The 20,424-nt window shown below is 39.8% G+C and carries 24 protein-coding genes; 16 read left to right on the top strand and 8 right to left on the bottom strand.

Features of this window, described 5'->3' with window-relative positions:
* Nucleotides 1-61 precede the first annotated feature (61 nt).
* From NYE65_RS00315 to NYE65_RS00290, 6 genes are all read left to right on the top strand, one after another.
* Nucleotides 62-1,258: an MFS transporter gene (locus NYE65_RS00315; RefSeq protein WP_328176988.1), complete on the top strand. Its 1,197-nt coding sequence runs from the start codon at nt 62-64 to the stop codon at nt 1,256-1,258.
* Nucleotides 1,259-1,738: 480 nt separating this feature from the next.
* Nucleotides 1,739-2,533, top strand: coding sequence for an SGNH/GDSL hydrolase family protein (locus tag NYE65_RS00310; RefSeq protein WP_328176990.1), 795 nt, complete (start codon nt 1,739-1,741; stop codon nt 2,531-2,533).
* Nucleotides 2,530-3,441 carry an ABC transporter ATP-binding protein gene (locus NYE65_RS00305; RefSeq protein WP_340859503.1) on the top strand — a complete coding sequence of 304 codons (912 nt, stop codon included), beginning with the start codon at nt 2,530-2,532 and terminating at the stop codon, nt 3,439-3,441. Before NYE65_RS00310 ends, NYE65_RS00305 begins: the two co-directional genes overlap by 4 nt.
* Nucleotides 3,434-4,414, top strand: coding sequence for an ABC transporter permease (locus NYE65_RS00300; RefSeq protein WP_034307282.1), 981 nt, complete (start codon nt 3,434-3,436; stop codon nt 4,412-4,414). Before NYE65_RS00305 ends, NYE65_RS00300 begins: the two co-directional genes overlap by 8 nt.
* Nucleotides 4,415-4,806: 392 nt before the next feature.
* Nucleotides 4,807-5,643, top strand: coding sequence for an MBL fold metallo-hydrolase (locus NYE65_RS00295; RefSeq protein ID WP_328176993.1), 837 nt, complete (start codon nt 4,807-4,809; stop codon nt 5,641-5,643).
* 80 nt (nt 5,644-5,723) lie between these two features.
* Nucleotides 5,724-6,155 (top strand): CBS domain-containing protein, encoded by a 432-nt coding sequence (locus tag NYE65_RS00290; protein WP_328176994.1) that lies wholly within the window; start codon nt 5,724-5,726, stop codon nt 6,153-6,155.
* 42 nt (nt 6,156-6,197) lie between these two features.
* Here the strand turns inward: NYE65_RS00290 and NYE65_RS00285 are convergent, their stop codons facing one another.
* Nucleotides 6,198-8,171 (bottom strand): S9 family peptidase, encoded by a 1,974-nt coding sequence (locus tag NYE65_RS00285; protein WP_340859502.1) that lies wholly within the window; start codon nt 8,169-8,171, stop codon nt 6,198-6,200.
* 168 nt (nt 8,172-8,339) lie between these two features.
* Entirely contained in the window at nt 8,340-8,660 is a 321-nt protein-coding gene (locus NYE65_RS00280) for a YckD family protein (protein ID WP_048678029.1), read from the bottom strand.
* Nucleotides 8,661-8,923: 263 nt separating this feature from the next.
* Between NYE65_RS00280 and NYE65_RS00275 the strand changes: the two genes are divergently transcribed.
* Nucleotides 8,924-9,070: a lmo0937 family membrane protein gene (locus NYE65_RS00275; protein ID WP_106027466.1), complete on the top strand. Its 147-nt coding sequence runs from the start codon at nt 8,924-8,926 to the stop codon at nt 9,068-9,070.
* A 90-nt stretch (nt 9,071-9,160) separates the two neighbouring features.
* On the opposite strand, the gene NYE65_RS00270 is transcribed toward NYE65_RS00275, so the two are convergent.
* Nucleotides 9,161-10,078: an NAD(P)/FAD-dependent oxidoreductase gene (locus tag NYE65_RS00270; protein WP_340859501.1), complete on the bottom strand. Its 918-nt coding sequence runs from the start codon at nt 10,076-10,078 to the stop codon at nt 9,161-9,163.
* Nucleotides 10,079-10,217: 139 nt separating this feature from the next.
* Nucleotides 10,218-10,541, bottom strand: coding sequence for a winged helix-turn-helix transcriptional regulator (locus NYE65_RS00265; protein WP_048678030.1), 324 nt, complete (start codon nt 10,539-10,541; stop codon nt 10,218-10,220).
* A gap of 243 nt (nt 10,542-10,784) precedes the next feature.
* On the opposite strand from NYE65_RS00265, the gene NYE65_RS00260 reads away from it, so the two are divergent.
* The 3 genes from NYE65_RS00260 (at nt 10,785) to NYE65_RS00250 (ending at nt 13,893) form a co-directional block, all read left to right on the top strand.
* The gene (locus tag NYE65_RS00260; protein ID WP_340862065.1) at nt 10,785-11,885 is read left to right on the top strand and encodes a nitric oxide synthase oxygenase; all 1,101 of its coding nucleotides are present in this window, start codon (nt 10,785-10,787) and stop codon (nt 11,883-11,885) included.
* A 62-nt stretch (nt 11,886-11,947) separates the two neighbouring features.
* Nucleotides 11,948-12,220: a hypothetical protein gene (locus tag NYE65_RS00255; protein WP_340859500.1), complete on the top strand. Its 273-nt coding sequence runs from the start codon at nt 11,948-11,950 to the stop codon at nt 12,218-12,220.
* 734 nt (nt 12,221-12,954) lie between these two features.
* Nucleotides 12,955-13,893, top strand: a complete 939-nt coding sequence (locus NYE65_RS00250; RefSeq protein ID WP_063590932.1) for a magnesium transporter CorA family protein — start codon at nt 12,955-12,957, stop codon at nt 13,891-13,893.
* Between the two features lie 231 nt (nt 13,894-14,124).
* On the opposite strand, the gene NYE65_RS00245 is transcribed toward NYE65_RS00250, so the two are convergent.
* Complete coding sequence (locus NYE65_RS00245; RefSeq protein ID WP_034307263.1) at nt 14,125-14,316, bottom strand: hypothetical protein; 192 nt, start codon at nt 14,314-14,316, stop codon at nt 14,125-14,127.
* Between the two features lie 95 nt (nt 14,317-14,411).
* Here NYE65_RS00245 and NYE65_RS00240 point away from each other — a divergent pair, with 95 nt between their 5' ends.
* A complete protein-coding gene (locus NYE65_RS00240) occupies nt 14,412-14,576 on the top strand; it encodes a hypothetical protein (protein WP_340859499.1) in 165 nt (54 codons plus the stop codon).
* Between the two features lie 125 nt (nt 14,577-14,701).
* Here NYE65_RS00240 and NYE65_RS00235 read toward each other — a convergent pair whose 3' ends face one another.
* Nucleotides 14,702-14,836: a YuzL family protein gene (locus tag NYE65_RS00235; protein WP_095392115.1), complete on the bottom strand. Its 135-nt coding sequence runs from the start codon at nt 14,834-14,836 to the stop codon at nt 14,702-14,704.
* 98 nt (nt 14,837-14,934) lie between these two features.
* On the opposite strand from NYE65_RS00235, the gene NYE65_RS00230 reads away from it, so the two are divergent.
* Nucleotides 14,935-15,186 (top strand): YkuS family protein, encoded by a 252-nt coding sequence (locus NYE65_RS00230; RefSeq protein ID WP_034307261.1) that lies wholly within the window; start codon nt 14,935-14,937, stop codon nt 15,184-15,186.
* Between the two features lie 49 nt (nt 15,187-15,235).
* Here NYE65_RS00230 and NYE65_RS00225 read toward each other — a convergent pair whose 3' ends face one another.
* The gene (locus NYE65_RS00225) at nt 15,236-15,691 is read right to left on the bottom strand and encodes an OsmC family protein (protein ID WP_340859498.1); all 456 of its coding nucleotides are present in this window, start codon (nt 15,689-15,691) and stop codon (nt 15,236-15,238) included.
* A 374-nt stretch (nt 15,692-16,065) separates the two neighbouring features.
* Here NYE65_RS00225 and NYE65_RS00220 point away from each other — a divergent pair, with 374 nt between their 5' ends.
* The 3 genes from NYE65_RS00220 to NYE65_RS00210 are packed head-to-tail and all read left to right on the top strand — an operon-like array spanning nt 16,066 to nt 18,403.
* Entirely contained in the window at nt 16,066-16,827 is a 762-nt protein-coding gene (locus NYE65_RS00220; protein WP_106027420.1) for an SDR family oxidoreductase, read from the top strand.
* A 27-nt stretch (nt 16,828-16,854) separates the two neighbouring features.
* On the top strand, nt 16,855-17,358 hold the full coding sequence (locus tag NYE65_RS00215; protein ID WP_340859497.1) for a hypothetical protein: 504 nt from the start codon (nt 16,855-16,857) through the stop codon (nt 17,356-17,358).
* Nucleotides 17,351-18,403 carry an alpha/beta fold hydrolase gene (locus NYE65_RS00210; protein ID WP_340859496.1) on the top strand — a complete coding sequence of 351 codons (1,053 nt, stop codon included), beginning with the start codon at nt 17,351-17,353 and terminating at the stop codon, nt 18,401-18,403. The genes NYE65_RS00215 and NYE65_RS00210 overlap by 8 nt, the downstream gene beginning before the upstream one ends.
* A gap of 184 nt (nt 18,404-18,587) precedes the next feature.
* Here NYE65_RS00210 and NYE65_RS00205 read toward each other — a convergent pair whose 3' ends face one another.
* Nucleotides 18,588-19,187 (bottom strand): nitroreductase family protein, encoded by a 600-nt coding sequence (locus NYE65_RS00205; protein WP_340859495.1) that lies wholly within the window; start codon nt 19,185-19,187, stop codon nt 18,588-18,590.
* A gap of 243 nt (nt 19,188-19,430) precedes the next feature.
* Between NYE65_RS00205 and NYE65_RS00200 the strand changes: the two genes are divergently transcribed.
* Complete coding sequence (locus tag NYE65_RS00200) at nt 19,431-20,408, top strand: ring-cleaving dioxygenase (protein ID WP_340859494.1); 978 nt, start codon at nt 19,431-19,433, stop codon at nt 20,406-20,408.
* The last annotated feature ends 16 nt before the right edge of the window (nt 20,409-20,424 follow it).

The raw sequence follows: 20,424 nt of genomic DNA, 5'->3' as shown, positions 1-20,424 counted from the left end.
ATGGGAGCAATGAAAAAATATCAACAACATTGTAGAAGATGTCTGCATGGGGGAACTGGATTTGGAAAAACAAAAGCAAGTCAATATCATTAGCTTGAAGGTGTTTTACCTTTTTTCATTTTTTGCAGTAGGAAGTTTAACACCGCTTTTAAGCGTTTATTTAGCCAATGAGGCAGGTTTGTCAGGTATTGAAATAGGTACGATCATGTCCGTTGGACCGATAGTGATGATCGTTTTTCAACCTTTGTGGGGGATTGTATGTGATTGGAGCGGGAGACCGGCAAAAATACTGGCAATGACATCGTTGCTTGCTGGTTTATTCGGTTTAGGTTACTTGCTGTTCGATCACTATTTACTTATAGTGTCCGTTGCTGTCGCATTGGCTATTTTTCAAAGTGCGATAATACCAGTTTCAGATAGCATCACCCTTCAATATACAACGAAGATCAAATCGAATTATGGGAAAATCCGTTTATACGGATCACTTGGTTACGGTGTGGCCGTTTTTGTAATGGGAAAATTATCTGAATCCTTCATGGGTCCTTCCGTGATATTTTATGCTTTTTTCTTCGGCCTTTTGATCGCGGCTAGTCTGGCTCTTCGTTTGCCCGAAGAGCCGCCTGGGGAAAAGGTGAAGCTTTTCGGTGGAATGAAAGAATTGATCACGATGAAACGATTTCTTATCTTTCTTGCTATAACGTTCTTGCTTTTTGGTCCTAATCTTGCAAATAACGTATACTACGGTTTGTTTGTAGAGGCAAGGGGAGGGACATATACAGGAATTGGCATTGCGTTCCTTTTAGCTGTATTATCGGAAATCCCCTTTATGAGAATCGCAGGTACATGGATTCATAAGATAGGCCTGCTGCCAATTACCTTATTGGCTGGAACGGCCTCATTGGTCCGCTGGGTTTTATACTTCACCGAACCAAGTTTGGCTACCGTATATGTGTCTTCGATCATTCAAGGGTTTTCACTTGGCTTATTCATTCCTGCAGCTTTACAATATATCAGGGAAGTTGTCCCTGTACGTATTACAGTAACGGCAATAACGCTTTATTCCGCCATAGGCAATGGATTGGGTAACTGGTTCAGTACCTTTAGCGGCGGAATAATCTTGGATAAATCAGGAATATATGCGGTCTATTTATTTTATGGTTTACTCACGCTTATCGGAATGCTGCTTACAATATGGCTCATGTGGTATGAAAAAAAATTAAAAGTTATGGGGAGACCCATAGGTATAATAGAAAAATGATGGAAAATAAAGCGAGAGACCTCTTTGCCTATCATGGTGAAGAGGTCTTTCTCTATTCTATGTACAAATTTGAGAGAACGCAGGCTAAATGATCAAGCAGAATGAACATACTTTGAAAGGGCGTAGGGGTTCATTAAAATTCCTCAGTAGACAAACTCGGTGAAAATGAATTTGTCTCCAATTTTATAAGGGTTTGTATAATTTACACGTTGATTGGAATGAAAGGCACTCGCTTTCCGCTGCTCTTTAGCCTGCCAGGTCTACCTTGGACACGCTTTTTCCTCAGAAGTCTCGAACGCCCGTTCCAATCAACTTTGTTTAAAATTTAGAGAGAACCCCTTTTGTAATCCCATTCCGCGGTAAGTTTATAAAAGATATGCTTTTATGTATTGGGAATTTTAACCAAAACAATCAGTTTTTTATTTTTGGAAATAATATGATTTAATGGAATATAGAGAATGAATGGAAGGGTGAGTGTTTTTGAGCAAACCAAAAGTGTTGGCCATTACCATCGCATCAGCTTTTATCGGCCTGTTTTTTTTATTTTGTCTTGGATGGGCGATTTTGGACCATTATGGAAAGGGAACTTCCGATAAGGAAGTGATTGAAGAAACCGCCATTAAAAAAAATGATTTTCCCGATAATTTTACGGTAGTTGCGATAGGCGATTCATTGACCCGCGGCACAGGTGATGAAACAGGGAAAGGTTACGTTGGACTTGTTATTGAAGATTTAAAGAGTGAGTACAATAGAAAACCAATCATTCATAACCTGGGAATTAATGGACAAGTGTCTAAAGAATTGGTACAGCAAGTTAGACAACCGGAAGTGAAGCGCCAAATCCAGGCTGCTGATGTTATTTTAGTTACAATCGGGGGTAACGATTTATTTCAAAAAGGCAGGACCCTGCTTGAATATGATCGTGAAGCTATTACGGTATCAAAAAAGAATTTCTTGGGAAATTTACATGAAATTTTTAAAGATATCAATAAAGTCAATGATACAGCTACCATTTTGTTGCTTGGGCTGTATAATCCGTTTATAGATTTGGATGAAGACTTTGATACGAACCGCATCGTACGGGACTGGAATAATGAAACGGCGGAAGTCGTGGCTCTTTATGAAAATGCCATTTTCGTTCCAACTTTTGATTTATTTCAATTGTCGGTAAATGAGTATTTGTATTCAGATAAATTTCACCCTAATAAGAAGGGATATCGTTTAATTGCTGATAGAGTTGCTCCTTTAATAAAATGGGAGGATGTGGAACGATGAAACAGGTGACATTGTCTGTCAGGGACTTGAAAAAAAGGATTGGCAAAAGGGAAATTATTAAAGGAGTTGATTTTGAGCTGAATGAAGGGGAAGTTTTCGGCTTTTTAGGACCGAATGGAGCAGGCAAGACGACGACGATCCGCATGTTGGTCGGTTTGATTAAGCCAACCTCGGGTTCCATCCATATATGCGGGCATGATGTTCGTCAGGACTTTACAAAGGCTATGAAGCAAATGGGCTGCATCGTTGAAAATCCAGAGTTATATCCATTTTTGAGCGGGTGGGATAATTTGCTCCACTTTGCAAGAATGTTACCTGATGTTGATGAAACAAGAATGGACGAGGTTGTTGAACTCGTCGGTTTGCAAGCGAGAATTCACGATAAAGTGAAGACTTATTCATTAGGAATGAGACAGCGTTTAGGAATCGCGCAGGCCATGCTGAATAGCCCTAAACTATTGATTTTGGATGAACCGACTAACGGGCTAGATCCTGCCGGAATCCGTGAAATGCGGCAATTCATCAGAAAGTTGGCTGAAGAAGATGGTATGAGCGTTCTGGTTTCCTCACACTTGTTAGGTGAAATCCAGCAACTTTGTGACCGAGTCGCAATCATTAAAGGTGGGGAAATTATTAAAACGGATACAGTGGAGAGCTTATTATCCACGCAGGAGCGGATATTTTGGCGGGTGGAACCTATTCAAAAGGGCGCGGAAATACTTAGCAGCTTCACCGAAATTACCTTAGATCAAAAATATATCATTACAGCCTATGATGAACTCAAGACACCTGAATGGAATGCTGCTCTTAACCAAGCAGGCGTGAGGGTCCATGAAATGAACCGAAAGCTCCCGGGATTGGAAGAATTGTTTTTGCAAGTTACGGGGGGAGGTGCGGGCATTGAATAACTTGGTCCAAAATGAAATGATGAAGTTGCTGGCAAAGAAACGGTTAATCATAATCGGTCTCATCGTTGGAATTTTAGTCCTGATGTTTACATATGCCCAATACAAACAAGTGGAAGAGCAGCGGGAGAAGTTGGGAACTGATGATTGGCGTGCAGCTCTTCAGCAGCAAATCATTGATACTCAAAATCGATTGGGCTCCAATAGGATGCTCGATGAATGGCGTGAACAGCTGCAAGTTAGTCTGAAGCAGCAGCAATATTATCTCGATCATGATATCAATCCCTCAGAACCAGGTGCAGCCACTTTTACACGCATGTTTTTGGAAAATGCAATCGATTTGTTCATTCCGCTGTTAATCATGATTGTGGCTAGTGATATGGTTTCTTCCGAAAATAGTCAAGGGACAATCAAGCTTTTGCTGACACGGCCAGTGGAGCGCTGGAAAATCTTATTGAGCAAATATGTAACATTATTATTATCGGTTTCGATTATCGTGGCGGTGACAGCCCTATTGTCTTACCTATTATCGGGTATCGTTTTCGGATATCAAGGTTGGGGAGCCCCTGTAATAACCGGATTTGAATTAAAGGGTGCTGACGTGGATGTCAGTCAAGTAAGGCTAGTGGAACAATGGAAATTCCTATTGATGGATTTGGGACTTGTCTGGCTGGTGGCGGTTGTTGTAGGGACCCTTTCTTTCATGCTTTCGGTTCTGGTGAGAAGCACCCCTGCAGGCATGGGTATCATGCTGGCTGCATTGATTTCCGGGGCTATATTGAACAATATGGTTTCATCATGGGAATCAGCGAAATATTTCTTTATGGTGAATTTGAAATTGACCGCTTATATTAGCGGAACGGCTCCGCCAATAGAAGGGATGACTTTATTATCCTCCGTCATTACTCTGCTCGTTTGGTGGGCGCTTGCTTTAATTGTATCTTTTACAGTATTTACCCGGAGGGATGTATACTGAGAAACAGCCTATAGAAATTATAAGTTGTTTCTGTTTGTTGACATAATTGGTTCGGAAGTGTCGCTTTTAAAACAAGACCTGGTTATCCACATGAAATTTTACTGTTTTATATGAACTGAAACACTCAATGGATTGAAGAAATTTGCGACACTCAGCCGAAATAACTGTCTAGCCGAGACACCACAGACGCTTGCGTCGAGGAGGCTTGGCAGAAAGTCGGCGGAAAGGGAGCGGATTTCTGAAATCAACTCCACCTTTTTTAAAAAAAATTGTAGGCTCGCTTTCGAATTTGCCTGGAGTCTGAACAGCCTATAAAAATTATAGGTTGTTTTTTATTTTCTCGTACAGGGTATCCTTTATAAAAAAGTATGTTCAAAATAGGAGGATTATAAATGGATGATAATCATTTGAATGAAAAATTCATGCCAATGACTTCAGTTTCCAGTGGAGATATACAGATTATAAATGAGGATATATATTGTCTGTCCGTCCAAATCGTTAATGTAATTTTTATAGGGTCACCCAAGGATGATAAATGGGTATTGATAGATGCAGGGATGCCACGTTCAGCAGAGGCAATAAAGAATACTGCTGAAGAAATATACGGACCGCAAAAACCACCTGCTGCAATTATTTTGACACATGGACATTTCGATCACGTTGGTGCACTTATTGAGTTAATGGAGTACTGGGAGGCTCCTGTTTATGCCCACATTAAAGAAATGCCCTATTTAACGGGACAGGAAAATTATCCCGAACCGGATCCAACTGTTGAAGGGGGGATGGTCGCCAAAATCTCATCGATATTTCCGAATGAGGGAATCAACCTTGATGAAAAAGTTCAGCCATTGCCTGATGATCATAGTGTTCCTGGGCTTCGTGATTGGAAATGGGTTCACACCCCAGGCCATTCGAAAGGACATATTTCACTTTTCCGTGAAAGTGACCGGAGTTTGATTGCTGGAGATGCTTTTGTGAATGTCAGGCAAGATTCCCTATACAAGGTTATCACTCAGGAGAAAGAAATAGCAGGACCGCCGCGGTATTTAACCACCGATTGGGAGGCTGCCAAAGAATCGGTACGTCTATTGGAAAGTCTGAAGCCTGCTGTTGCCATAACGGGGCACGGGTATCCTGTTGAAGGGAAAGAACTGGAAATGGGTCTAGCGAAGCTTGCAAAGGAATTCGATTCATTAGCTAAACCGGATCATGGGAAATATGTGGAATGAAGGGTGACCGTGTTTAATGAATAATTTCTCTACAAAAGTCAAAAATAAACAAGCAACTTATGAAAAATGGAGGGATTTCCGTGACTAATTTAAGAGATATCATGACAAAAGACGTTGACTGTTGCACTGCGGAGGATAATATATATGAAGCAGCAGTCAAAATGAAGAATGGTGATGTTGGTGTCATTCCTGTATTGGAGAATAACCATTTAATCGGTGTCATTACAGACAGGGATATCGTCATTCGCTGTGTTGCCGAGAAAAAGCCAAATTCGACTAGAATTACCGATGTCATCTCCACCAATCTTGTAACAGGTACGCCTGATATGTCAGTGGAGGAAGCTGAGGAGTTAATGGCTACCGAACAAATCAGAAGGCTCCCTATCATTGAGAATGAAAAGCTGGTCGGTGTCGTGGCATTAGGTGATCTTGCTGTACACCAACAGACAAATTCAATGGCGGGAGATGCTTTAAGTTCAATTTCCGAAGACAGAGATCAAATTCAGCACTAAAAATCAAAACTCTGTTAGCTATTGCTAACAGAGTTTTGGTTTTTAAAGATACTTATTGAACCAGCCCTTGATTTCCTCAACATGTTGCAGGCGCATTTTTGGAGATCCGCTTCGCGATACCTCATGAGTTTCATTTGGGAATGAAACAAGTATGGCTTCTTTATTTTGCCGTTTTAAAGCGACAAAAAATTGCTCGCTCTGTTCAATGGGACAGCGGAAGTCCTTTTCTCCGTGAAGTAAAAGTAAAGGCGTATCCACAGTGGAAACATATTTTAATGGAGAGTGCTGCCATAGTTTTTCAGCAGAGTTAATGATATCGCCGCCAACTTCCCATTCTGTAAAATAATAGCCAATGTCGCTGACCCCATAAAAACTTAGCCAGTTACTGATACAACGCTGAGACACAGCCGCCTTGAAGCGGTTGGTATGTCCGATGATCCAATTTACCATGAATCCTCCATAACTTCCTCCGGATACCCCTAACTCTTCATCGTCTATAAAATCATACGTAGCTAGAACGTGATCGACTCCAGCCATTAAGTCCTTATAATCCATGCCTCCATAGTCGCCACGGCAGGCGTTTACAAAGTCCTGGCCATATCCTACACTCCCTCGCGGGTTAGTGAACAATACAGTATACCCTTCATTAGCCAAGGTCTGGAATTCATGAACATAGGTATTAGCATACATCATATGCGGTCCGCCATGGATTTCTAAAATGAGCGGATATTTTTGACTACCATTAAAACCGTTCGGTCTCATGATCCAGCCGTGAATGGTAAGCCCATCGACTGATGGAAAAGTAATGGGTTCAGCAATGGACAAATGTTTATCCTTCAAAAACTCCTCATTAACAAAACTGATTTGTTCCTTATCACCATTGGTAAGGTTATAAGCAAAGAGATCGCCAGGATGAACAGGTGTACTGATGGCCACGACAGCACGGTGGCTTTCGGGATCTATAGTCAGGCCGTATATATGCTGCGGGTCAAGGATTGATGGATACATGGCTCCTTCAATGGAACCATAATATACTCCGGTATTACCATAATCACTTATTAAAAAGTAAAAACCTTGGCTATCGTTTGTCCACAAAATACCTGGGTCGACGGCTCCGATTTGGAAATCCCCTATTGCGGAATCTCCAATTTGCACGTCCCATCCGTCGGTCAAACACTTAGTCGTTTGGTCCATGATGGAATATAACCAGATATTTGAAAAGGTCGCACCGGCAAATTCTTTATTATGGCCTATGAAAGATAGATATTCGCCATTTGGAGACCATTTAGGATCTCTAAAGAAACCTGTACTATCCGTAATTTTCTCTAAAGATTTCGTATCAAGATCCATGATGAAAATATCTGAAAAAAGTTCATCATCACTTCTTTCTGCATCCCCGCTTATGAATGCAATACGTTGTCCGTCTGGAGACCACGCATTCGGAAGATGATCAATATTGTTTTCCGTCAGCAATGTGAATTCTCCCTTAAAAATGTCCGCTATTACAAGCTGCTGATATAACTGATCAAAATAGCCTCTCCCATCCCATTTGTACTTGATTCGGTCATACCTATTAACTTCTTTGGATAGATCATTTTCATTTACCGTATTAAGGTTTTCGCCTTCCTTTAACCCGGTAGAAAGCAGTAACTTGGTGGAACAAGGGGACCAAATTGGCTTTGATGCGCCGTTGACGAAATGGGTGAGCTGGCGAGCTTCCCCGCCAATGCTTCCGATAATGTGGACTTGTTTTTTTCCTGATCTATCTGATATAAAGGCGATATGCTTGCCGTCGGGGGACCAGGCTGGTGATGTATCACGATTATCCCCAAACGTCCATTGCTTTGTTTCATTCGTAATCAGGCTGAACATAAACAGATTGGAAATGTATTTTTCCGTTTTTTCATCTATTCTGGTTTGGACATAAACCGCCATGCTGCCATCCGGTGATAGCTTTGGATCGGTTACTGATTTCAAGTGAAATAAGTCTCTTGCTGTTATACCTATTTTGTTCATCCTTTTCACCCTTTCATTTCTCATAGTTATGTATTTCGCTAAAGAGAAATAAAATCCTTTAGTAAATGGTAAACGCGTCATGTTTATTTATCAAGGACGAAAGAAATGAAAATAATCCGGCCTTTTTATCAGGTCGGATTATCTGGAAATATCGGCAAAAACTTACAATTACTTATGCATATGTCCTGTATGCGGACGGTGCGGCGGTATTTGGAAATTATGTTCCTCCATCATTTTATAATGTTTTTCAAAATGTGAAACCATTTTATCGGCTTCTTCTTTCGAAAGCGCGCCATACTCAACATATTTTTCGATCAATATCTTTTTGTCAGCGAGTATTTGTTTTTGGATCTTAGCGATTTCCGATTTTTGAGCATCAGTGAATTGTACACTTTCAGTCTTTGCTTTATTTTCCTGTGCAGCCGGATGATTAAGGTTGACTAAGAATAGGGAACAAGCTGTTAAACAGATGACGAAAAACTTTTTCATGAATGAACGACTCCTTCTTTTTAATGATTTTTTCTGCCTAATTGAAGAACTGTAGAACCTTTAAAAAACCTGAAAGTCTCTTCCTAATGGTGAATGATAATCAATATGGAAGATTCCTTATTTCTCTATTATCATTTACAGCATTTACAGTTTTATGTAAAAAATAAGGGGGAGGTTTGTTAGAGAAAGATATGGGTATTTTAAATGTAAGTGGAATTCTTATTAATAAAAAGTCCTTTAAAAGGGAAGAAAGGGGGATTATCATGATTTGGACGATTATTGGTGTAATAATATTATTATGGGTTCTTGGTTTAGTCTTCAAAGTGGCTGCAGGCTTTATACATATCTTGCTTATCATCGCGGTCATTCTCATTTTGGTTAAGGTATTTAAGGGAAGGAATCGAATGTAGAGGTGTATTGAATGACTGACCTAGAAAAGCTTTAAATACCAATGTAAAAGGCGGCCTGGTGAACAGGGCGCCTTTTAATTCAGTAAACTGTCAATCATAAGGAAGTGGATGGCCTAACAGCCTCTTATGAATCCATATCGCTGACTGGGTGCCATCTCCCATGGAAATGGTGACTTGTTCGGAATGGGCAACGAGGTCGCCGCCTGCCCAGACTCCTTTAATATTAGTTTCTTTAGTCCGGGGATGAACCACGACATGATTGTTTTCATTGACCTGCACACCTAATTGTAAGGCTAGACCATTATTAAGCTTGTTCCCTTTAAACGCCGTAAATGCCTTTTCAGCTCTGATAATTTTACCAGATACTAATTCTATGCCCGTTAACTCGTGATTGGCATCGACATGAACCTCACAAACTTCCTCTTCAATTACGGGAATGTGATTTGCCGTTAACTTATCTCTATACTCATCATCAATTTTAGATTTCAAATGGTTTACGTAAATGATATCTTTTGACCAATATAATAGAGTAAGCGCCATGCCTGCACCCGTATTTCCGCCACCAAGAACAACGGTTTGCTTATCCATGATCTCATACCCATCACAGTCAGGGCATATATATGTGGATGTCCCAAGAGTTGAATAGATGTTTTTGATTGGAGGAATGTTATCGGTAATGCCAGTACCAAGAAAAATCATTTTTGCTTGATATTCCCTGTCATTTTTAGTTTGGATAAAAAACTTGTCCTGCTTTTTTTCTAGAGATGTCACTGTATCATCCATGAATTCGACACCGAATTTTTCAGCGTGCTGCCTGCCAAGCGTCCTTAATTGTTTCCCGCTTACCCCGTCTGGCCACCCAAGAATGTTATGGTATGCCTTGGCAATGGAGGAGCGGCCTTGAGCAGAATCAATGACGATAATATCATGTTTATATCTTCCTAGCTGGATGGCTGCCTGAATCCCGGCTATACCTCCACCAATAATAATGCAATCTGCTTGTTTCATGAATTCACCGCCCATAAATTTGGAATAAACCTAGTGTTATTCTATCTGTAAAAAATATACCACTAGTCGCTGGAGCTTAAACAAAAAAAAGGAGGAAGTCCGCATCTGGCAGATCTTCCTCCCTTATCTTTAGCCTATATCATTGATTTTGTATTGGTTCGAGCCATTCTTGTGCCCAATTTTGAATTTCGTTCATAACCGGTGCAAGGGCCTTGCCTTTTTCAGTTAAAGAATATTCAATCCTGACTGGTGTCTCTGGATATACGTCCCTTTTAACAATACCTTCAATTTCCAAGTCCTTTAAACGTTCAGAAAGAATCCTGCCGCTTATCGGGAATGCAGATTCAATATTACAAAACCGTTGAGGGCCATTAAGTAATTGATTGACAATCAATCCAGTCCAGCGTTTACTCAAGATTTGCATTCCTTTTTCAAATCGTGGACAAAGTGTCGTATTATTCATCATATCACCTCATTATTAATATATTATAATGCATTTACCTCATATGTAACAACTTTACCGAAAATTATTTAGTTACTAGAGATGTTATGGTATAAGAAATTCACGAGCTTACTTTAAGTATCATGAAAAGGATTCCGCCTCGGATTTGCCACATTTAAAAAAAAAGCGTGCTTTAAAAAAATGTGTTGTTTAGAGATACCATGAAAAATATGTTATTTTAATATGGAAGTCAAAGTTTTGCAAATGGAAGGATCCGTGGGAAAGATGAGTGAGTTACTGCAAGAGGCCGTATCCTTTATCAGGACAAGTTATCCGGAATTATTGAAAACGGAAGAGGACATAAATGGCAGGATCGAACAAATTAAAAAGGAAATAAATGAAACAGGCAGATATGAACATACATATGAAGAATTGGTTTATGGTGCTAAATTAGCTTGGCGGAATAGCAATCGTTGCATTGGGCGCTTTTTTTGGGAATCACTAAGGGTGATTGATAAAAGGATGATTCAAAGCGAAGAACAAATGGTATCGGCCCTCTTCGAACATATCGAATATGCTACGAATAATGGGAATATCAGACCTGTGATTACAATTTTTAAACAGAAAGATCATGATCGAAAAGTGGATATTTGGAATCATCAGCTTATTCGTTATGCAGGATATGAGACGGAACATGGTGTAATCGGCGATTCAAGTTCAATCGAATTCACCAAGCGATGTATGGCATTAGGGTGGGAAGGGAAATTCGGACCTTTCGATATTTTACCCCTTGTAGTCCAAGTGGACGGAAAAACCCCTAGTTTTCATGATATACCTGAAAGCCTCGTTAAAGAGGTTCAAATCACCCACCCTGAACTGACATGGTTCGAAGATCTTCAACTAAAATGGTATGCAGTTCCAATCATATCTGGTATGAGGCTGGAAATTGGCGGTATTACTTATTCAGCTGCACCATTTAATGGGTGGTACATGGGAACGGAAATCGGTGCGAGGAATCTTGCTGATGAACAACGCTACAATATGCTGCCGGCAATCGGTGAGAGGATGGGCCTGGATGTAAAACGTGATTCGAGTTTATGGAAAGATCGGGCCCTTATCGAACTGAATGAAGCAGTCCTTCATTCGTATAAAAAACACGGAGTCAGCATTGTTGATCACCATACAGCAGCTAAGCAATTCAAGAAATTCGAAGAAAAAGAAGCCTCTTATGACCGGAAAGTAACGGGGGATTGGACCTGGTTAATTCCACCGGTGTCACCAGCCACGACTCATGTTTTTCATCAGCCATATAACAATGAAATAATGAAACCTAATTTCTTTTATCAAATTCCTCCATATAAATAAAGGTTTACATGAACTGGCGGCGGGTATATATATAGCAAGCCAAAAAAATAAGGGGGAAGGTAATGATGGCATTAGGAAGAAACGTGGTATTACTAGGAGTCGGAGTTGCCGGAGTCTCATTTTTATCGAATAAAACGAACAGAGGAAAAGTGAAGGACATGTGGTCCAATGCAAAAGCAAAAACGGTACGCTTTTGGAATAGGACGGCTTCAGAGCTTGATCCTGTAATTGAAAAGGCAGGTCACCCTGATCCATATGATCATGATGACAATAAAATGGTGGATGAAGGCGCCATGTACGGTGTTCACTATTATAATAATGCAAAGCATGGATAAAGCAATCAGAATCGCTTGGGAGTACCCAAGCGTCAGACTGCAGACAAACTTGTTCAGTTTGTCTGCAGTTTTTTTAATTAAAAAGTTCTTTTGATTTCAGAAATCCGCTCCTTTTCCGCCGACTGTCTGCCAAACCGTATCAAAGCAAGCGCATGTGGTGTCTTGGCTACCCAGTAATTCGGCAGGAGTGTCGCAAATTTCTTCAATCTGAATGAGGGTTACCTCCATATAAAAAGTAAAAAAACATGAAGGATAACCATAATTTTAAAACAAAGTTGATTGGAACGTAAGGAACGAGACTCCTGCGGGAAAAGCGCGTCAAAGGGAGACCCCGCAGGCTTGCTCCAAGGAGGCTCCCCTATGCCCGTGGAAAGCGATTAACTGGAGTGAAAATCAACTTATGGAAATTTTAACCATCTACTAACTGTCGCTTGTGGCTACCCAAGCGTTTTTTTTGTAGTGGTATTTTATTTATCAATTGATAAAAGTCAGATAATTACGAATCCTGAACAAGGATTCAAGGTAATAAATTATTTATTGTGCTTTAAATGAATAAGGATTAAGATAAAAGAATCGAAAGGAAGTGGATACGAGTGAGCAGCAGTTCTTATGATCCTGAACCCAGAAAGCAAGAGGAAGCCAATATGATGCTAGAAGTCGAGACTGTTATTCTCCCTGAGTATCTGCTCGAAGAAGGTAAATAAGGCTTTCTCTATAGAAGAGGAGGTCAAAAAATGATTGAAATCTACAAGACGGATGATAACCGTCACCTGAACAATATCGAGGAAATGACAAAAGGTTCCTGGGTGAACATTGTCGCGCCCACAGAAGCTGAAATAGATTATATATGCTCGACTTTGAAGTTACCGATCAATTTCATGAAAGATCCACTCGATGATGAGGAAAGACCGCGAATCGAAAAAGAGGATGATAATGTTTTAATAATTGTCGACTTCCCATATTTGACCAGGGATGAAGCCGACTTACCGATTTTTGAAACGATTCCCATTGGCATGATCTTTACCAAAGACTGTTTCATTACGGTATCTCTGAAAGAAACTCCGATATTGGCGAATTTCAAAAACAATAAGATCAAAGGATTCTTCACCAATAAGAAGACGAGATTTGCTTTACAAATATTATTCGAGATTTCATCCTATTATTTACGTTACCTTAAACAGATTAACAAGATGACTAATGAAGCCGAACGTGAATTACATCAGTCAATGAAAAATAAAGAATTATACACTTTCCTTGCTTTGGAAAAAAGCCTGGTTTATTTTACGACATCATTGAAATCCAATCGTGTAGTCCTTGATAAGATCCTCCGATTTAATTATCTGAAAATGTATGAAGAAGATAAAGAATTGCTTGAGGATGTAATCATCGAAAATGCTCAGGCTATCGAAATGGCAGAAGTGTATCTATCCATTCTTAGCGGTATGATGGATGCATTCGCTTCGATCATTTCCAATAATGTCAATAATGCCATGAAGTTTCTAACATCAGTGACCATTATATTAACGCTGCCGACGATGGTGGCAAGTTTTTACGGAATGAATGTGGAACTGCCATTTGAACATAATCAGTTTGCTTTCATTTTTACATTATTAATTGCCATCACTTTGGCGGGGACGACTGCATTCATTTTTTGGAAGAAAAAATATTTTTAAGATCAACCGGCTTATTAAGCCGGTTTTTATTAGGGGTTTGTGCAATTTGAACATTGATTGGAACGTAGGGCACTCGCTTTCCGCGAGCTGTCCGCCCTCGGCGCATTTGCGCATGTGGGGTCTCCCATGGACTCGCTTTTCCCGCAGGAGTCTCGCACCTTACGTTCCAATTATAGATCAACTGGTGCCTGCGAACCATTTGGTTGAGGCTGCCAAGCATGTTTTGTTGTTTTATTCCTCAAAAAAATCAGAAAATCCTTCACTGTTAATGCGATCTGAATAAGGGTTCTCATCATTTACATTCTTTGCATCCAAATTGGTTTTAATCACTAAACGGGGACTCTGTGACGCTTCTCTTATAATACGATCGTTCAACTCTTTAAAATCCGGTACATTCTTATTGCCGGGTTTGTTTGGTTCCAATAAAACCACCTCCATTTTTATCTTTGCAATAAATGATGGGGTGTATTCATGAATATTCTTAGGTTTGGGAAGGATAAAGGACTGAGGAGGAGATCATGATGACCAAATGGAACGAGCAAGCATCTCGCAATAATAATTTAAGGGCAAGTGATTTAAACCCAGATGAAGCCGATAAAGGAAAAATGGATTCAAAAAAAATTGATGGAGATCAATTGAATGATCTAAAGATCCAAGAGGAAATCAGAAAGCAAAATATGTAAGAGAAGTCCCTGATTTTAAAGTAAAGCAAAAAAGAATCATGCATCGGAAAACGCTTGGCGGATAAACCAAGCGTTTTTTTCGTATCATGGTTTGAATTTCATGTTTGATTTAGGATTCTCTTTTATCAGGTACGCTTTTGCTTTTTAAGTGAAGAGGGTTGAGTGAAGGACCCGGTTTCTTTTGTAGTGGTACCTTGCCCCTCTACCTGAGAAGAACCTAAACGAGTTTGTGAAGCATCTTTCTTGTTTTTTCCATTCATGTTTATCACCTCGATATTACTTTTCCTATTTCCTTTGCATCCTATACATATATTGAGGGGGATAAGGACAGGTTAGAAGGTAGAGGAGGTGTGTGTTGATGTCAAGAATCGGTGTTGAAGAATCATTAACGAATATTCAGGAAGCACTTCGTGAAAAAGGTTTTGATGTTGTGGAAATTAAACAAGAAGCTGACGCAAAAAACGTGGATTGTTGTGTGGTAACAGGTTTGGAAAGTAATGTGATGGGTATAAGCGATACTTCATTAAAAGCGTCTATCATTGAGGCAAATGGTTTAACGGCTGATGAAGTGTGCCGCGAGGTTGAAAATAAAGTGAATACCATTCAATAGTTCAAAAAGTGCCTAAACCGATATAGGGTTAGGCACTTTTTCCGTTTATTCAAGGTTCCTGTGCTATGGAAATTTCCGCAATCAACTCCACTGTTACATTCCCTTTGATCGCCCTGGAAATCATACATGAAGTCTCGGCTTTTTCAGCAAGTCTCCCCGCTTTTTCAACCACTTTTTCAGAAGTACCCGGCACCAATATAAGTGCGGGGCGATGAATGATTTTCTTATAGGTGAATACACCATTCGTAACATCCACTAACGCTTCCGATTGCATGGTCAAGCTCACCTTTTCTATATGGGACCGCTCTAACATGGCAGCATAGGTAATGATATAGCAGGTCGATGCCGCTCCAAGCAGCATTTCATCGGGATTAGTTCCAATCCCTGGTCCTTCCATTTCCGTAGGAATGCTTATCTGTGTTTGAAGATTCCCTGAATGAATCGTGCCGCTATCATTTCTGCCGCCAGGCCACTCGGCAGTTAAATGAAAGTGATGTATTGTCATTTTTTAACCTCCTTACTATTCTATAGTGTAAACGACAAAACTGGTTAAGTATCCGATTTTGCTCAAACATTCAAATAATCCAGCGATTGCCAGAGTTTTTAAATGGCAAATAATCCACCGCTGTGCGGATCTAAGATATGAATCGATCAAATAAATTACCACCCTGCCGAATTACGTTTCCAGTAGGTTCAATTTCTGCTAGCTGACAGAAGCATACTTATTAAATATAAGATACATGTTGATGAAACAAAAGGCAGAGGCATTAGGCTATTTTAAGCACAATATTGGATAAGCTTTTCTATAATGATATAGACGGTTTTATATAAATAATACTTCATTAAGGAAGGGCTGAAAAGTTGACTACATTGAGTAATATGTTCGATTTGACTAATAAAACGGCTATCATTACCGGCGGCGGCAGAGGACTGGGCAAACAGATCGCCATGGCGTTGGGAGAGGCTGGCGCAAATATAGTCATTGCTTCACGAAATTTACCTGTCTGTAAGGAGGTATGTGAAGACTTGCAATCGATGGGTGTTAATGCCGTTGCATTTGAATGTGATATCACCGATGTGAGCGCCATTGACCATGTCGTTCAGGAAACGGTTGCTCAATTCGGCACGATTGATATTCTTGTCAATAATAGCGGTACATCTTGGTCAGGTCCGCTTTTGGATCTTCCCAAGGACAAGTGGGAAAAAGTATTGAATGTTAACGTTACAGGTACATTCCTGTTTTCACAGGCTGTAGCGAAGGTCATGAAGCAGCAAAATTCCGGAAAAATCATAAATATTGCATCGGTGTCAGGTCTTGGCGGGACGTTTCCTGAGCTTTTGGATACGATAGCTTATAACACCAGTAAGGGTGCCATCATTACAATGACCAAGGATTTAGGAGTTAAACTTGCTAGATACGGCATTCAAGTCAATGCAATTGCACCTGGATTTTTCCCGACTAAAATCACAAAGAAAATTCTTGAAAAGTCTAACTATGACATATTAGGTAAAACACCGGCTGGCAGGTTTGGCGATGAAGATGATTTAAAGGGTGCCGCCGTTTTTTTAGCCTCACAGGCTTCTGACTATATGGTGGGTCATATTTTGATCATTGACGGTGGAATATCAGCATTAGTATAAACGGAGGAGAAAGGAAGGAAGAAATATATGGCAGAAAAATCCAATTTTTATAAAGGGTTTAAATTACTGGGCACACAAAAAGAGCAACAGCTGAATAGTAAAATTCAAGATCTGCTGAATAATCGTAAATTAATCGAAAGAGTGAGTAATAATGCGCAAATGCAGGTACCAAGAATAAATAGTCTGCAGGAAGCCTCAGAAAGAATGTCCATCATCATGAATTATCCAACAAAAAAAGATGTGGCGAGTTTAGCGAAATTAGTCATCCAACTCGAAGAAAAAATTGATGGGTTGGAAGAATTGGTCTCTATACTTGTTGAGAATGGGGGCGGGAATGTCGGGGGTAATTCTTCAATTCGCAATAAAGGCAATGCCAATTCATCCCGCAGCATCAAAAAGAAATCAAGATTGGCATCCAATGAAATGGAAGGGAGTAAAAAAAGGTTATCTGATTTTATAAATAACTCCTTATTGTTAAGCTCACAGTTGCCTGAGTTCAATTCAGTTGGACAGGAGAATTCAAATGGCTAAGCGGAAAGTGCCGAAAAATCAATCTGAATCCAAAACTAAATGGCAACATTTATTGGATATTCCCAATCAGCCAATGCCTGAAATGGGACTGACTCCGAAAATAGCGGTGTGGAAAAAAAACAAATCAACGCTTTGGTTTTATCCCTCAGCACAAAAAAAATATGATGTACCGGTTTTTCTTATATATTCACTAATCAATACTCCTTTGATTCTTGATTTATCTCCGGGGAATAGTTTAATAGAATCTTTTGTAAATGAAGGTTTTGATGTGTATTTGCTTGATTTTGGAAGCCCGGGCTTTGAAGATGGTGACATATCGATCGAAGATTATATCGTCGATTATATTCAAAAAGGAGTGCAGCGTGCATTACGTCACTCTGGAGCATCAGAAATTACAGTCATGGGGTTTTGTCTCGGAGGTACAATAGCCGCAATATATGCTGCCATTGCAGACGAGCCCATCAAGAATTTGATACTTTCCGTGACCCCGGTGGATTTCAGTGCCTCGGAATTTTTTGATCAATGGCAGGAAGCGTTAAAAGAAGGAACAGCGGATTTTGACGAGACAATAGATATTTATCAAACGATACCGGCCAGTGCAGTTAAATATGGTATCAGGTTAATTACATCGCCCGTCTATATATCACCTTATTTATCTTTATTGAATCAAGCGGATGATGAAAAATACGTTCAAAACTGGCGCCGCTTCAATGCTTGGGCTAATGGGCATGTACCGTTATCCGGAGCAGCCGCAAAACAAATAACCGAGGATTTATTGATAAAAAATAGCTTGGTTAATGGTGGTTTTAAGGTAAGGGGAAAAAAAGCGAAGCTATCGAAAATTGATGCTAGTGTTTTGGTCATAGCAAGTAAGTATGATCGACTGGTCCCACAGGAAATGATTTATCCGGTAATGGAGCATTTAACATGTAAGGATAAGACATATAGCCTACTGAAAAGTGGACATGCTGCTAGACAATATTCCGGTGTACTCCCATATTATTTGAAGGAATGGCTGCCAGCGCGTTCTTCACCAATTCAATAAGATTAATAGGGGGATGTGAAATGCACGTGTTGAACGTCAGTGAGGATATCAAAATCATGCCGGTTGTTGAGTATATAGGCTTTGCGTCATTGATATTTTCAAAATTTTTTGCAACATTTCCGGATTACTAAAGCGAAATAAAATAAAAGGGCTGGCTCGTTAAGTAGAGCCAGTCTCTATTGTATCATTGATAATATTTCACACGTTCTTCAAGTGGTGAGAAGTCTTTATCGCCAGGTTCTGCAGTGGGTTTTCCAAAAGGCAACTGTGCGATGAGTTTCCAATCTCGTGATATATCCCATGTCTTTCTCACTTCGTCATCGATTAAAGGATTATAATGCTGAAGGCTTGCACCAAACCCCTCAATTTCCAAGGAAGTCCATACGACAAATTGTAAAATGGCAGAAGATTGGTTCGACCAAATCGGAAAATTTTCGGCATACGTTTTGTATTGTTCTTGTAGCCTATTTATTTTGGCCTGTTCTTCAAAGAATAAAACCGTTCCATAACCATTTATAAATGATTTTATTTTTTCTTCCGTTTTTGTAAAATCTTTGCCATCGGCTGCTTTTTTTAATGTTTCTTTCGTGATATCCCATAATTGGTCGTGGCTTTGACCAGTTAATACAATCACTCTGGCACTTTGGGAGTTGAAAGCGGAAGGGGAGTATTGAACGGCATGATCGATAACTTCCTTAATCCTTTTATCAGGAACAACATGTTCCTTGCTAAGGGAATAATAAGAGCGTCTATCTTCAATTGCGCTAAAAAAATCTTTAACCATATATCACAACCTCCATTCTTATACCGATTTATTTTGGCCTGTATTTTTTATTTTATGATAAGTGAATCCGGTTGAAATTATTTGAATGAAAATGGTTGACAATTTTATCCCTGTCGTTTATCTTTAAATCAAGATATTTGCATTAAAAGTATTATGTTAGGTTAAATGCCTTGAATTCGAGATATTATTAGCGGATTAATTCATCTCCGTAAGGGGAGATTTATAAAGATAGGAGTGGTACGGATGGAATTAAAAGGATTACATCATGTTTCAGCGATTACAGCAAAAGCGGGAAATAACTTTGAATTCTACACAAAAGTCTTAGGGATGCGATTAATCAAAAAAACGGTGAATCAAGATGATGTTCGTGTGTATCACTTATTTTATGGAGATCAAATTGGTTCACCGGGTACGGAATTGACGTTTTTTGAAATTCCAAATGCTGCCCGCACTCATGAGGGAAACAATAGCATTTCAGAAATTTCTTTAAGGGTGCGGGATGATGAAGCGCTAGGATATTGGAAAAAACGGTTTGTGGAATTCAATGTTGAGCACGATGAAATATCGAGCCGTTTTGAAAGAAAGGTGCTTTCTTTTAAAGATCCTGAAGGGCAAAGGCTTCTTCTGGTTTCCGATCAGGATAATAACGGCGTTGATGGAGGATTTCCGTGGGATGGAAGCCCAGTCCCGCAAGAGTTTTCCATACTTGGATTAGGACCAGTAAAACTCACAGTACCCAATATTGAACAAACAGAAAGTGTTCTTATCGAGGTATTGGGGTTCAGGAAATCAGGCACATACCCATCCGCAATCAGCGGGCAAAATCCGATAGTCGTTTACGAGACAGGTGAAGGAGGAACTGGAGCAGAACTCCATATTGAAGAAAGGAATGACATACCTCGGGAAAGGCTGGGGAGGGGTGGAGTACACCATGTTGCCTTTCGGGTGGATGATGAAGAAGAATTGAGAAAATGGGTAGAAAAGATTAGTGAATCGAAATTCGTGAATTCGGGATATGTGGACCGCTTTTATTTCCGTTCACTCTATTTTAGGGAGCCGAATGGCATATTATTTGAACTAGCTACTGATGGACCTGGTTTTGAAGTGGATGAAGCTGAGCAGCATCTAGGTGAGAACCTTGCCCTGCCACCTTTTTTGGAATCGAAAAGAAAGGATATTGAATCGAATTTAAAACCACTTAATACAAAATCAACTAATTAATCAAAGGGAGGAAGTA

Source organism: Peribacillus sp. FSL R5-0717 (assembly GCF_038002945.1).
In the GTDB taxonomy this organism is placed as follows: Bacteria; Bacillota; Bacilli; order Bacillales; family DSM-1321; genus Peribacillus; species Peribacillus frigoritolerans.
The sequence above is the reverse complement of the archived record's forward strand: the minus strand, read 5'-3'. Positions and strand labels throughout refer to the sequence as shown.

Bases quoted from the DNA above. Each gene is read 5' to 3' on its own strand.
- NYE65_RS00210 (WP_340859496.1), top strand. From the start codon at position 17,351: ATGGCTAAGCGGAAAGTGCCGAAAAATCAATCTGAATCCAAAACTAAA.
- NYE65_RS00250 (WP_063590932.1), top strand. From the start codon at position 12,955: ATGATTGAAATCTACAAGACGGATGATAACCGTCACCTGAACAATATC.
- NYE65_RS00265 (WP_048678030.1), bottom strand. From the start codon at position 10,541: ATGAATAATACGACACTTTGTCCACGATTTGAAAAAGGAATGCAAATC.
- NYE65_RS00285 (WP_340859502.1), bottom strand. From the start codon at position 8,171: ATGAACAAAATAGGTATAACAGCAAGAGACTTATTTCACTTGAAATCA.
- NYE65_RS00295 (WP_328176993.1), top strand. From the start codon at position 4,807: ATGGATGATAATCATTTGAATGAAAAATTCATGCCAATGACTTCAGTT.
- NYE65_RS00260 (WP_340862065.1), top strand. From the start codon at position 10,785: ATGGAAGGATCCGTGGGAAAGATGAGTGAGTTACTGCAAGAGGCCGTA.
- NYE65_RS00305 (WP_340859503.1), top strand. From the start codon at position 2,530: ATGAAACAGGTGACATTGTCTGTCAGGGACTTGAAAAAAAGGATTGGC.
- NYE65_RS00225 (WP_340859498.1), bottom strand. From the start codon at position 15,691: ATGACAATACATCACTTTCATTTAACTGCCGAGTGGCCTGGCGGCAGA.
- NYE65_RS00235 (WP_095392115.1), bottom strand. From the start codon at position 14,836: ATGAATGGAAAAAACAAGAAAGATGCTTCACAAACTCGTTTAGGTTCT.
- NYE65_RS00205 (WP_340859495.1), bottom strand. From the start codon at position 19,187: ATGGTTAAAGATTTTTTTAGCGCAATTGAAGATAGACGCTCTTATTAT.
- NYE65_RS00215 (WP_340859497.1), top strand. From the start codon at position 16,855: ATGGCAGAAAAATCCAATTTTTATAAAGGGTTTAAATTACTGGGCACA.
- NYE65_RS00270 (WP_340859501.1), bottom strand. From the start codon at position 10,078: ATGAAACAAGCAGATTGCATTATTATTGGTGGAGGTATAGCCGGGATT.
- NYE65_RS00280 (WP_048678029.1), bottom strand. From the start codon at position 8,660: ATGAAAAAGTTTTTCGTCATCTGTTTAACAGCTTGTTCCCTATTCTTA.
- NYE65_RS00255 (WP_340859500.1), top strand. From the start codon at position 11,948: ATGATGGCATTAGGAAGAAACGTGGTATTACTAGGAGTCGGAGTTGCC.
- NYE65_RS00230 (WP_034307261.1), top strand. From the start codon at position 14,935: ATGTCAAGAATCGGTGTTGAAGAATCATTAACGAATATTCAGGAAGCA.
- NYE65_RS00220 (WP_106027420.1), top strand. From the start codon at position 16,066: ATGTTCGATTTGACTAATAAAACGGCTATCATTACCGGCGGCGGCAGA.
- NYE65_RS00200 (WP_340859494.1), top strand. From the start codon at position 19,431: ATGGAATTAAAAGGATTACATCATGTTTCAGCGATTACAGCAAAAGCG.
- NYE65_RS00240 (WP_340859499.1), top strand. From the start codon at position 14,412: ATGATGACCAAATGGAACGAGCAAGCATCTCGCAATAATAATTTAAGG.
- NYE65_RS00275 (WP_106027466.1), top strand. From the start codon at position 8,924: ATGATTTGGACGATTATTGGTGTAATAATATTATTATGGGTTCTTGGT.